This window comes from Streptomyces sp. NPDC008079 (assembly GCF_042957385.1).
GTDB lineage: Bacteria > Actinomycetota > Actinomycetes > Streptomycetales > Streptomycetaceae > Actinacidiphila.
The window spans coordinates 26967-38839 of record NZ_JBIBIC010000004.1 but is presented as its reverse complement, the minus strand read 5'-3'; the positions used below and the strand labels follow the sequence as shown (position 1 = coordinate 38839).

General features: G+C 72.2%; 10 protein-coding genes. 4 read left to right on the top strand and 6 right to left on the bottom strand.

Annotated elements, in window-relative coordinates:
- Position 1: 1 nt before the first annotated feature.
- From ACFZAM_RS11575 to ACFZAM_RS11565, 3 genes are all read right to left on the bottom strand, one after another.
- Complete coding sequence (locus ACFZAM_RS11575; protein WP_391044906.1) at positions 2-1384, bottom strand: MFS transporter; 1383 nt, start codon at positions 1382-1384, stop codon at positions 2-4.
- A 32-nt stretch (positions 1385-1416) separates the two neighbouring features.
- Positions 1417-2145, bottom strand: coding sequence for a helix-turn-helix domain-containing protein (locus tag ACFZAM_RS11570; protein WP_391044903.1), 729 nt, complete (start codon positions 2143-2145; stop codon positions 1417-1419).
- Between the two features lie 231 nt (positions 2146-2376).
- Positions 2377-4437 (bottom strand): protein kinase, encoded by a 2061-nt coding sequence (locus ACFZAM_RS11565; RefSeq protein ID WP_391044900.1) that lies wholly within the window; start codon positions 4435-4437, stop codon positions 2377-2379.
- A 192-nt stretch (positions 4438-4629) separates the two neighbouring features.
- On the opposite strand from ACFZAM_RS11565, the gene ACFZAM_RS11560 reads away from it, so the two are divergent.
- The 4 genes from ACFZAM_RS11560 (at position 4630) to ACFZAM_RS11545 (ending at position 7631) form a co-directional block, all read left to right on the top strand.
- Complete coding sequence (locus tag ACFZAM_RS11560) at positions 4630-5778, top strand: inorganic phosphate transporter (RefSeq protein WP_391044897.1); 1149 nt, start codon at positions 4630-4632, stop codon at positions 5776-5778.
- Between the two features lie 53 nt (positions 5779-5831).
- Entirely contained in the window at positions 5832-6062 is a 231-nt protein-coding gene (locus ACFZAM_RS11555) for a hypothetical protein (RefSeq protein ID WP_355340829.1), read from the top strand.
- Between the two features lie 67 nt (positions 6063-6129).
- Positions 6130-7026, top strand: a complete 897-nt coding sequence (gene ppk2, locus ACFZAM_RS11550) for a polyphosphate kinase 2 (protein WP_355340826.1) — start codon at positions 6130-6132, stop codon at positions 7024-7026.
- Positions 7027-7244: 218 nt separating this feature from the next.
- Positions 7245-7631, top strand: a complete 387-nt coding sequence (locus tag ACFZAM_RS11545; RefSeq protein WP_355340823.1) for a hypothetical protein — start codon at positions 7245-7247, stop codon at positions 7629-7631.
- A gap of 226 nt (positions 7632-7857) precedes the next feature.
- On the opposite strand, the gene ACFZAM_RS11540 is transcribed toward ACFZAM_RS11545, so the two are convergent.
- From ACFZAM_RS11540 to ACFZAM_RS11530, 3 genes are all read right to left on the bottom strand, one after another.
- Positions 7858-8715: a helix-turn-helix domain-containing protein gene (locus tag ACFZAM_RS11540; protein ID WP_355340820.1), complete on the bottom strand. Its 858-nt coding sequence runs from the start codon at positions 8713-8715 to the stop codon at positions 7858-7860.
- 747 nt (positions 8716-9462) lie between these two features.
- Positions 9463-10527 carry a LuxR C-terminal-related transcriptional regulator gene (locus ACFZAM_RS11535; RefSeq protein WP_391044894.1) on the bottom strand — a complete coding sequence of 355 codons (1065 nt, stop codon included), beginning with the start codon at positions 10525-10527 and terminating at the stop codon, positions 9463-9465.
- 201 nt (positions 10528-10728) lie between these two features.
- Positions 10729-11760: a PP2C family protein-serine/threonine phosphatase gene (locus ACFZAM_RS11530; RefSeq protein ID WP_355341317.1), complete on the bottom strand. Its 1032-nt coding sequence runs from the start codon at positions 11758-11760 to the stop codon at positions 10729-10731.
- Between the last annotated feature and the right edge of the window lie 113 nt (positions 11761-11873).

Below are 11873 nucleotides of genomic sequence, written 5' to 3'. Positions count from 1 at the left end.
GTCACGGCGCCACCTCCTGATCCTGCTCGTCTCGACGGCCCCGCCGGCGGCCGGCGGCCACCGCGCCGTCGGCCGCTGCCGTGTCCGCCACCTCCTCGCCGACCGCCGTGTCTGCCGTCCCTGCCGTGTCCTCGGCGTTCCTGGTGTCCTCCGGGCGCTCGTCCTGGTCGATCGAACGGATGCCGGGCACCGGCGACGGCAGCAGCCACAGCACGGACAGCGCACCGCCGACCGCCGCGACCAGCAGGGTCGTACGCAGCCCGAGGAAGGTCGCGAGCACGCCGCCGACGACCGCGCCGAGCGGACGGATGCCGTAGTTGACCGTGGCGTACGCGCCGGAGACCCGGCTGCGCATCCCGTCGGGGATCACGGACGCCTGAAGGGAATTGAGATTGACGTCGAAGAACATGACACCGAGGCCGGAAAGGAACTCGGTGCCGGTCAGCGCCACGGCGCCGACCCACGGCGGCCCGTCGGCGACCGCCACCAGCGCGATCGGCGCGGGGAAGAGCACCGCGCCGATCCCGATGCTGCGCCCCATCCCGATCCACCGCGAGATCCGCGGCGCCAGGACCGCGCCGAGCAGCGCGCCCGTGGAACCGATGCCGAAGGCCAGGCCGATGAAGCCGGCCGACAGACCGAGGCTCCTGGTGGCGAAGAGCACCATCAGACCGCTGCCGGAGACGAAGGTGAAGAAGTTGACGGTGGTCGAGGTGCCGAGCCCGGCCCGCAGCACCGGGTGCCGTACGACGAACGCCAGCCCCTCCTTCGCCCGCCGCAGCAGCGGCGCGTCCCGCGCGCCCGCGGCGACCGGCGGCTCGTCGATCCTGATCCGCCCGATCAGCACGGCCGAGGCGAGGAAGGACAGCGCGTCGACCACGACGGCCACCGGCGCGGTCAGCGCCTGCACGAGCGCGCCGCCCACGGCAGGACCCGCGACATACGACGCGGACCGGCTCGCGCTGAGCTTGCTGTTCGCGTCCACATACGACGAGCGCGGCACGAGGTGCGCGAAGAACGGGGGATAGGAGGTGTTGAACAGCACCTCGGCGGCGCCGATCAGCAGCGCCACCGCGTAGAGCTGACCGAGCGTCACCGCCCCCGCCAGGTACGCGACGGGCAGCGACAGCAGCACCCCGGCGCGGATCAGATCCGCGGCCACCATCAGGCCGCGCTTGCGGGCCTGGTGGTCGACCCACGCGCCCAGGACGATCGCCAGCAGATTCGGTGTCCAGATCAGCGCGGTCAGCCACGCCACCTGGTTGGCGGAGGCGTGCAGCGCGCTCACCGCGATCAGCGGCAGGGCCAGTTCGCTGATCCGGTCGCCGAACTGCGAGACGCTCTGGCCGGCCCAGAAGCGGACGAAGCGGCGGTCGCGTGCCACGGATATCGGGGGCGGTCGCGTCGCTGTGGCGGTCACCGGGTGCCGCCGCCGTCGCCGTCGTCGTCCTTACGCGTACCGGTATCCGTATCCGAGTCCGAGTCCGCGCCCGATTCCGTGCCCGGTGCGCGGCCCTGTGCCTCAACCTCAGCCGGAACTTCACCCTCACCTTGAGGTTCACCTTCAGGGAGCGTGTAGCGCAGCAGGCGTACGGAGCGGGCGGCGGCCGGGCGGTCCGCCGCGTCCCGCGTCACATAGGGCGCGAGCACGCGCTCGATCCCGTCCTCGATGGCGGCGGCCTCCTCGGGCGTCACCATGACGCGCGTGTTGGCGAGTCCCGAGAGCCGCCGCCACGCGGGATCGAGGCCGGGCTCCACGGTGGCCGCCCAGCGGGCCGGCAGATCGGCGGAGCGCAGGAACATCTCACGCGAGAGCAGCCGCGCCGCCGAGCGGCCCTCCTCGTCCCCGTCGTCCTCCGGCACCTCGAAGCGGAAGCCGCGCGCGACCGCCTGCCACCGCCGCTCACGCCGGTCCCGTCGCCCGTCGCCCCCGGCGTCCGGATCGGGGTCCGCGTCCCGGACGAGCCCGAAGCCCGCGAGATGCCGCAGATGCCAGCTCGTCACCGAAGGGGTCGCCCCGACGCGGGGTGCGAGCACGGTGGCCGTCGCGGGCCCGTTGCGTTGCAGGTGCTCCAGGATCGCCAACCGCACCGGATGCGCGAGCGCGCGCATCGCCTTGGGGTCGGTGATCTCGATGTCTCCCAAACGGTTACCCGGTTCCATGGCGTGAGAGTGTCCTCTCACAATGTATGAGAGTCAACTCTCACGCATTTCGCGCTGCTTGTGGCGGCCCGCGGCGAGGTTCGCCGCGCGAGGAGACATGCCGGGTCAGGGGGATGTCGAATCGTCGAATCAGGGCGCCGCCGGGGCGTCGCGTACGGCGGTGGCGACCGTGCTCGTCGCCGTATCAGTCGGACCGGTCGCCCGACCCCGGGCTCAGCCGCCGCCCTTGACCGCCCAGGCGGGGTGCCCTTCCGTGGCCGTGTCGGTGCTGAGCCGCCGTTCGCCGGTGCCGTCGGCGCGGACCGCCCAGATCTCGGGAGTGGCGAGCGGGCCGCGGACGAAGGCCACCCACGCGCCGTCTGGAGACCAGTCGGGGTCCATCTCGTGCGCCGGGGTGGCGGCCAGCGGCCGGTCGCCGGTGCCGTCGGTGCCGACGAGGCGGATGTCGCCCTGCGTGCCCTTGCCGTAGTCGCCCGAGGTGTAGGCGAAGGCCTTGCCGTCGGGGGACCAGACCGGGTCGAGGGCGGGCCGGGGCAAGTCGGTGATCCGCTGCGGGGCGGCGCCCGGCGTCGTCGGATTGACCATGTTGATCTGCCAGTTGCCCGTCCCCTTCTCGACGCAGATCGCGATACGGGTGCCGTCCGGTGACCAGGAAGGGTCCTCGATACGGGTGCTGCCGGTGGTCATCTGCTGGGCGGAGCCGTCCGTGACGTCCACGACGTAGAGCTGCTGGACGCCGCCGGTCTTGCGCAGCACGGCCAGTTTGCCGCCGTCGGGAGACCAGGAGACCCGGCCGCCCGAGGTCTCGGCGATTCGCTTGGCGCCGGTGCCGTCGGCGCCGACCGTCCACACCGAGGTGTCCTGGGCGGTCCTGCGGGTGAAGGCGACGGTCTTGCGGTCGGGCGACCACTTGGGGAGGAAGTCGCACGGGCTGCCCGACGCGAGCCGCTTGAGGCGGTCGGTCGTGCTGTCGCGCAGCGCGATGTAGGAGTGGCAGGTGGCGGGCCAGCCGGGGGCGGTGTCCACCCGGACCAGCAGCGGCACATCGGGGAACGGCGCCGGGGTCGGCGGCGCCGACGAGGCGGTCGTGGTGTGCCCGCCCGAGGGAGCGCCCGCGTTGTCGTCCTTCGCGGAGCCGGACGTCCACGGATGCCAGACCAGCGCCCCCGCGACGGCGGCGGCCACCACGACAAGACCCACGGCCGCGGTCCCCTTGCGCCGGTCGCGCGGCGGCCCCGACGGCGGACCGAAACCGGGCGTCGGGGTGGGCGTGGGCGTCGGCGGGCCGCCGTATCCCTGCCCCGGACCGTACGGGGACGCGAGCGGCGACGGCGAACTCCCCGCCGGGGGCCCCGCGTAGGAGGCGGTCGGCGCGGACGCGGCGGCGGGCCCGGCGGCGTGGGGCGGGGGCGGGGGCGTCGAGACCGCGGGCGGTACGGCCTGCGGCTCCACCCGCGTCAGCAGCGCCGTCGCCTCGGCGGGCAGCCAGTCGCCGTCCTCCGGGTGACGTACCGTCAGCCTGCTCAGGAACTCCGAAGGGGTGGGCCGCGCGGCGGCCTCCTTCGACAGACACGCGGCCACCAGCGCGCGCAGTTCGTCAGGTACCGCCCTGAGGTCCGCCGACTCGTGAACGACCCGGTAGTGCCGGGCCGCTGACGGACCGTCACCGAAGGGCGCACCTCCCGCCGCCTGGCTGAGCACCACGCCCAGCGCGAACATGTCGACCGCCGCGGTGACCTGACCGCCGGTCAGCTGCTCGGGCGCGAGAAAGCCGGGGGTGCCGATCTGGAGCCCGGTCTGGGTGAGCGCCGTGCCGTCGAGGGCGCGGGCGATGCCGAAGTCGATGACGCGCGGGCCGTCCTCGGCCACGATGATGTTCGCGGGCTTGAAGTCGCGGTGGATCACCCCCGCCCGGTGGATCGTCTCCAGCGCCTCCGCCAGCCCGGCCGCCAGCACCGTGAGGGTGTCCGTCGGCAGCGCGCCGACATCGGCGAGCACGTCCGCCAGCGTGGGCCCCGGCACGAACGCCGTGACCAGCCAGGCCGGTTCGCCGTGCGGATCGGCGTCCACCACGGGCGCGGTGTGGAAGCCGCCGACCCGGCGCGCCGCCGCCACCTCGTCGGCGAAGCGGCGCCGGAATCCCGGCTCGGTGCTCAACTCGGGGCGTACGACCTTGACCGCCACCGCCCGGCCGGACCGCGACCGGCCGAAGTACACCACACCCATACCGCCTTGGCCGAGCCGGCCGGCCAGCCGGTATCTGCCTTCGCCCACGGAAGTGGGATCACCCGCTTCGAGCGGCTTCATGGTTCCCCCCATTCGCACCGTCCGCGCGGTGACGGGATCTCCCTACCTCCCCGCGTGAGACCAGTCAAGCACCGCCCGGCGCGGGTCCGCCCACTCCTTCACTCCGGTCCTTCACCCGCCCTTCCCCGTGCGTACGCCGGGGGCTGCTTCCCTGGGCACATGGACCACATCACATTCCTTGTGGCACTGGTCATCGTCACGGCCCTGGCCTTCGACTTCACCAACGGTTTCCACGACACCGCCAACGCGATGGCCACGTCCATCGCCACGGGAGCGCTGCGGCCGAAGGTCGCCGTCCTGCTCAGCGGCGCGCTGAACCTGGCGGGCGCCTTCCTGTCGACGGAAGTCGCGAAGACGATCTCCGGCGGCATCGTCGACGACGCGCTGGTGACCCCCGGCATGATCTTTGCGGGCCTGGTGGGCGCCATCCTGTGGAATCTCATGACCTGGCTGCTCGGACTGCCGTCCAGTTCCTCGCACGCGCTCTTCGGCGGCCTGATCGGCGCCGTGTGGGTCGGTGCGGGCCGGCACGGCGTCCACTTCGGCAAGGTCGTCGAGAAGATCCTCATCCCCGCCGTGGCCTCGCCTGTCGTGGCCGGGCTCGCGGCGCTCGCCGCGACGTACCTCGCCTACCGGCTCACCGGCCGGGCCCGTAAGGACACCGTCTCCAAGGGCTTCAGGATCGGCCAGATCGCCTCCGCCTCGCTGGTCTCGCTGGCGCACGGCACCAACGACGCGCAGAAGACGATGGGCGTCATCACCCTCGCGCTGATCTCCTGCGGAGCGCTCGGCCACGACGCCGGTCCGCCGGTCTGGGTGATCCTCGCCGCCGGCCTGGCCATCGCGCTCGGCACGTACCTGGGCGGCTGGCGGATCATCCGCACCATGGGCAAGGGCCTGGTCGACATCGAGTCGCCGCAGGGCTTCGCCGCGGAGTCGGCGTCCACCGCGGTCATCCTGTCCTCCGCGAATCTGGGCTTCGCCCTGTCCACCACGCAGGTCTGCTCCGGCGGCATCCTCGGCGCGGGCATGGGACGCAAGCTCGCCGAGGTCCGCTGGGGCACCGCGGGCCGGATGGCGCTCGCCTGGCTGGTGACGCTGCCCTCGGCCGCGGCGGTCGGCGCGGTGGCCGCGAGTGTCGTCGTGCACGGCGGTACGCCGGGCGTCGTGGTGATCGCGCTGATCGCCGTCGCGGTGGCGGGCGGCATCGTCGTCCTCTCGCGCCGCAACCCGGTCCACGCCGACAATGTGAACCACGGCCACACCACCTCCGTCCGTCCCGCCGCGCCCGCCGGCGCGGGCGTCTGAGCGGCGACGCCACCGGAATCACCGGCATCATCGGGGAAAAGGGGAACAGCAGTATGAGTGTGGACTGGAACGCGCTGGGCGAGGTGGCCGCGGTGAGCTTCGGCGTCACCGTCGGCGTGGTCGTGGTCTTCGCGGTCGGGGTGCTCGCGCTCTCCGCCCGCGACACCGTACGGGCGTCGGGCGGCAGCGGCACGGGACAGTTCGCGGGCGCCGGGGCGTGTTTCCTGGCGTGCGCGTGCGCGGTGCTCTACGGGCTGTATCTGATCATTCCGCAGTTCCACTGAGGCCACCCGCGGTGGCTGAGGACCACCGGGTCCACTGACGGTTCCACCGGCGAAGGGCGGGCGAGCGATGAGCGCAGGCACCGACGGCTCCGCACTCCTTGCGGGCATGCATGTCGACTACACCGACCAGGACGACCCGGTCCTGGTCAGGGCGGACGGCAGCGTCGTCGACACCTGGCGGGAGAACTACCCGTACGACACGCGGATGGAGCGGCCCGAGTACGAACTGCACAAGCGGCTCCAGCAGATCGAACTGCTGAAACTCCAGAGCTGGGTGAAGGAGACCGGCCAGCGGCTGGTCATCGTCTTCGAGGGCCGGGACGCCGCGGGCAAGGGCGGCACCATCAAACGGTTCATCGAGCACCTGAACCCGCGCGGCGCACGGGTGATAGCCCTGGAGAAGCCGACCGAGCGCGAGAGCGGGCAGTGGTACTTCCAGCGGTACGTCGCCCACCTGCCGACCGCGGGCGAGATCGTGATGTTCGACCGCTCCTGGTACAACCGGGCGGGCGTCGAGCGGGTCATGGGTTTCTGCTCGGACGACGAGTACCACCGCTTCATGCGGCAGGCCCCGGCCTTCGAACGGATGCTGGTGGACGACGGCATCCACCTGGTGAAGTTCTGGTTCTCGGTCTCGCGCGACGAGCAGCGCACCCGGTTCACCATCCGGCAGGTCGACCCGGTGCGGCAGTGGAAGCTCAGCCCGATGGACCTCGCCTCGCTCGACCGCTGGGACGACTACACCGCCGCCAAGGTGGCGATGTTCCGTGAGACGGACACCGCCTACGCGCCGTGGACGGTGGTCAAGAGCAACGACAAGAAGCGGGCGCGCGTCGAGGCCATGCGCAGCGTCCTCGCCCGCTTCGACTACGCGGACAGGGACGACGAGGTGGTCGGTACGCCCGACCCGCGCATCGTCGGCTCCGCGGCCACGCTGCTGGAGCGCGGTGAGGACACGCTCTGAAGCGCGGTGAGGAGACCGTCTGGATGCGGGCGCGGGTCCGGGGGCGGGCACGGACGCACGTACTGGCACTGGCACCGGCACGGCTGCGGACGCGGGTCCGGAGCCCGGCGGTTCCTGACCGGAATCCCGTGCCCGCCCCGGCGCGTCACTCTCCGGTGAAGTGGCGACAGGCTCCTACGATGTGACGAAATGTCAGAGTTCACCCCGTAGGAGCCTTCATGCTTCGCTTCTCGCGAGCCTGTGCCACCGGTCTCACCGCCCTCACGCTGTTGACCGCCCCCGTGGCCCAGGCCGTCGCGGCGGACAGCGTCGCCATGGCGCCCGCCGTCGCCCGACCCGCCATCACCGCCAAGGCGACGGTCAGCGCGATCAACGCATGGCAGCAGTTCCGGATCTACGGCGCGACCAAGAACATCAAGGTCGGCACGCGGGTGACGCTCCAGCAGATGCAGGGCAAGCGCTGGGTCTCGCTGCCCGCGTCGATGAACACCAACCACGACGCCACGTACAACCTGCGGGTCAAGCTGGGCATCAAGGGCCTCAACAACCTGCGCATCGTCGGCGGTGGCGGGATCTCCAACGTCGTCAAGGTCACGATCCGCTGACGCGGCGAACAGCGCGAACAGCGCGCAAGCCGCTCACGGCGTCAACAGCGCGAGCACCGCGACAGCCGTAAGGCGTCGCGTCAGCCGCGAGGACCGCGACAGCCGTAAGGCGTCGCGAGGCGTTCGGCCGCGGGTACGGAAGATGCGCTCCGGGCCCGCGGCCGTGCTCCCGCCGATGCCACCGATCCCGCCGTTCCCGTCGCTCGCGCCGCTCTCCTCACCGATGTCACGCGGCGGTCGGCGGCAGCGACACCAGCGGTTCGTGGGCGATCACGGTCGCCTCGACGGGTGTCGGCAGCAAGGTCACCATCCGCACACGGGGGTTGTGGGCGGGGGAGGAGACCAGGGTGCGTACGCGGTACGGGGCACGGCCGCCCGGCGGGATCAGCAGCCGGACCTGACCGTCGTTGTGCAGCGCCATCCGTCCGCCCCGGCCGACCGTCTGCCACAACACGCCCAGCTCCGGATCGAGTTGCAGCTCCGCGACGATACGCCGCAGCTCCGGCTCTTCGCTGATCCCCGCCTCCAGCCTGAGCTGCCGCAGGTACGGCACCGCCCAACTCGCCTGCCAGTCCCCGCACAGGCGGCGCGCGTAGGGCGAGAAGAGGATGAAGCGCAGCAGATTCGCCGGCGGCCGCTGGCCCTCGGGCTCGAACAGGCCGCGCCAGGCCGCGTTGTCCTCGTGGATCCGCCACGTGCTGTCGAGAACGAGCGCGGGCACCTGGAGCGCGCGCAGGTACAGCCGCCAGCCGCTCATCGCCTCCAGGTCCGGCTGGGCCGGGCCGGTCGGCGCGAAGCCGCCGGTCACGATGAACCACAACTCGTCGCGCTGGTACGGGTCGAGGCCGAGGGTGCTCGCGAGGCTGTCCAGCCGGTGGACCGGCACCGGCCGGCCGCCGCCCTCCCAGTCCTGGTACAGCCGCGGCGAGATGTCCATCCGGTGCGCCACCGCCTGCTGGCTCAGCCCGGCGGGGCGGTGTCCCGTGTGCCCGCTGCCCGGCTCCGGCGGCCCCGCGTAATCCTTGCGGGCCTGCCGCAGAAACCCGCGGATGAGCGGGGTGGTGCTGTTCGAGCCGCGCGTCATGACCGTTCCCCCCGGATGCTCGGCCCGCGCCCGGACTGACCAGTGGCGTGCCCAGCCGCAGAATGCGCTTACCAGTCGATCGTGTTCGCTGGACGCATGGGGTGTCAACCGACTTGGCCGGCCCCCACCACCTGCGCAAACCCGTCCTCAGCGGTTGAATCCCGCCCCGCGTCAGTGGTCGGTCGCCGTCCGTGGCAACGCCGTTGACCTGCGACGACGTACCGACCAGTGGCAGTCGGCAAGCGCGCTCGCTACGCCGCCGCCACCATTGTCCAGTTGGGTCGCTGTCTCCTTTTGGACACCTCAGGTGGCCTGCGCGAAGCCGTTCACCGGGCATTACGTACTCGGGGGTTCGTAGCCAGCGGTTGTCGGGTGGGTAAAGATCGAGGTGTGGTCGGGTACGGCGCCGAAGGTGACTTCGGCCGGTGCGCGGCCTCGGGGGGAACGGCATGCCGTCGGCTCCGGGAGGGCTCGTGAACGTTCAGGCGTAGCGAGGGAGTTGTCGGCAGGCCGATCACCATCACGCGGAGATCCCGCGTGCGCACCACCCGCCGCGGGCGACCGCCGGACCGCCGCGGCGACACGACTTCCGGCCCGTGGATCCCCCGAATGTCCGCGGGCCGGGGCTGCCGGAGGCGGCACTCCACCTGGTGTGGAGGCCGGCGAAGGCAGTCGGCGGGGGCACCACCTGGGCCTGGTGGCGCCCCCGCTGGTACGTCACGGCCGTCAACGGGTGACCCAGGCCGGTCAGTTCAGCGGGTAGACCTTCATCAGGGCCGGGTCGCGGGCGAGTTTGAGACCCGCCTCGAAGCGGCTTGAGGCATTGAGGCGGTCCATCAGTTTGGCGACCGCGCGCTGGACCGTGCGGCGGTGCACGCCCATCTTCCGGGCGATCTGGTCGTCGCTCAGCCCGCTCGCCATCAGCCGGATGACCGTGCGCTCCTGGTCGTTGACCTCCGGGCCCTCGGCGGGCGCGGGCGGCGCGGCGAGGACGACGGGGGAGGCGCGCAGCCAGTAGTCCTCGTACAGCGCGGTGTAGCCCTTCAGGAGGGCGGAGCCGCGGATCAACAGCATGGACTCGCCCGGCCGTTCGGGGTCGCCGGGCACGCACGCGGTGTGCCGGTCGAAGAGCAGGATGTCGAAGGGGGAGTGCTCCAGGAGCCGCACCTCGACGCCGATGTCGAGCAACCGGTGCAGATACCAGGTGTACTTGGGGGAGCGCAGCAGCGACTCGGGGTAGATCACCCGGACCCGGATGCCGCGCGCGGTCAGCTTCGCGTCCTCGTCGAGCGACGCCTCCAGCGCCTCGGCCGGGGGCATCGGACCGGGGTGCATCGAGTCGCAGGCGTCCAGGACGGCGGCGTTGAGGTCCCGCACCGTACGCGTCCTGCGCTTGCGGTCGCCGAGCCGCTCCACCGCGACATCGGCCGAGTCACGGGCGACGGCCGGGCGGAAGACGGTCATCAGGGACTCGGTGACCCGGCGCAACGAGTGCGCGTCCCGCAGTTGCCTGGCGGTGTTCTCGTTGTAGGTGTCCATCGCGTGCGCCATGGCCGCGTCCGGATCGACCGGTTCGACGACCGCGCCCACGATCCGGATCAGGCCCAGCTCGTCCAGCCGCCGCCAGCCGCCCGCGGATTCCGCGGCGTCCAGACCGGCCGCCTCCGCGACCTCCGCGATCCGTCCCTCGCCCATGTCGCGCAGGGTCCGGTAGAGCGTGAGCGCCGCCGCCTCGTCGCGCTGGAGGTGCGCCGCGGACACGGCCGGGTGGTCCGGCGGGACCGGTCCGCCTCTGGACGCGCGCAGCGTCACCGGGATCTCCTCCAACCGCGATCGGCAAACGGTGCGTGCCTCCGCCCGCGTCTACGGCTCGACACTCTATGACGCGACACTGGTGTTCGCAGGGGTGTTCGGGTGGGGCCGGTCGCTCATTGCGGACAACCCGTCACGGACCGCACGGCGAGGCATCCGCACATTGCGAACCCTTTACCCGCGCCGGTGCCGTCCGGGCCTTCAGGCGCCGTCGAAGGCGGCGAACGCCGGGCCGGGGTCGCGGAAGCGCAGCAGCAGCATCGCCGCGTCGTCGTGCAGCGGACCCTCCGTGTGCTGCACCAGATCGGTCCGCAGCGCCTCCAACGCGGCTTCCGGATCCGGGTCCTTGAGGAAGTGCGCGCGCTGCCCCAGCGGATAGAAGGCGCCGGTGTGGTCGCGGGCCTCGGTGACACCGTCGGTGTAGAGCAGCATCTGGTCGCCGGGTCCGAAGGGGACGGCGAACGGCTCGGGAGCGTCACCGCCGTGCACGCCGAGCCCCAGCGGCATCGCGTACTGCGGTGGCTCGGGGAAGCACGCGCCGCCGTCCTGGCGCAGCACCATCGGCGCGGGATGGCCGAAGTTGAGGAGGGTCGCGCCGCGCTCCTCGCTGATCTCGGCGATGATCGCGGTGACGAATTTCTCGCCGCTCAGCGCCCGGTCGGCGGCCCGCTGCACCCGCTCGCCGACGCCCGTCAGATCCCGTTCGTCGTGCGCGGCCTCACGGAAGGCGCCGAGCACCACGGCGGCGGTCTCCACCGCTTCGAGGCCCTTGCCCTGCACATCGCCGATGATCACCCGCACGCCGACCGGCGACGCGACGACCTCGTACAGATCGCCGCCTATGCGCGCCTCGGCGACGGCGGAGGTGTACGACACGGCCGTGCGCAGATGGCCCGCGCTGCGCGGTACGGGGCGCAGCAGGACCCGCTGGGCGACCTCCGCGATCGACCGTACGTTGGCGAATTCGGTCTCGCGGCGCTGGCGCATCACGGCGGCGATCACTCCGGCGACCGTCACGCCGATCACCGAGGCGAGGGCGCTGAAACCGCGCCGCTCCTCGAACAGGCCGTCGTAGACGCCCAGGGCGCACACGAGCGCGACGGCCAGGGCCCCGACCAGGGCGGTCCGCCGCCAGCCGCCGACCAGACCGGAGAAGGCGGGGCCGAGCGAGACCAGCGGCAGCAGGCCGACACTGGTCCCGACGCTCACGTCCACCACGGCGACCACGGCCATGAACACGTAGGGCAGCGCGGTGAGCACCGGAGGTGTCCGCCCGGCGACCGACACCTGCGGCGAGAGGTCGGGGTGGGGCGTCGGGAGGCGGCGGCCGAAGGATATTCGTCGTG

Bases quoted from the DNA above. Each gene is read 5' to 3' on its own strand.
- ACFZAM_RS11560 (WP_391044897.1), top strand. From the start codon at position 4,630: ATGGACCACATCACATTCCTTGTGGCACTGGTCATCGTCACGGCCCTG.
- ACFZAM_RS11555 (WP_355340829.1), top strand. From the start codon at position 5,832: ATGAGTGTGGACTGGAACGCGCTGGGCGAGGTGGCCGCGGTGAGCTTC.
- ppk2 (WP_355340826.1), top strand. From the start codon at position 6,130: ATGAGCGCAGGCACCGACGGCTCCGCACTCCTTGCGGGCATGCATGTC.
- ACFZAM_RS11545 (WP_355340823.1), top strand. From the start codon at position 7,245: ATGCTTCGCTTCTCGCGAGCCTGTGCCACCGGTCTCACCGCCCTCACG.
- ACFZAM_RS11540 (WP_355340820.1), bottom strand. From the start codon at position 8,715: ATGACGCGCGGCTCGAACAGCACCACCCCGCTCATCCGCGGGTTTCTG.
- ACFZAM_RS11530 (WP_355341317.1), bottom strand. From the start codon at position 11,760: ATGGCCGTGGTCGCCGTGGTGGACGTGAGCGTCGGGACCAGTGTCGGC.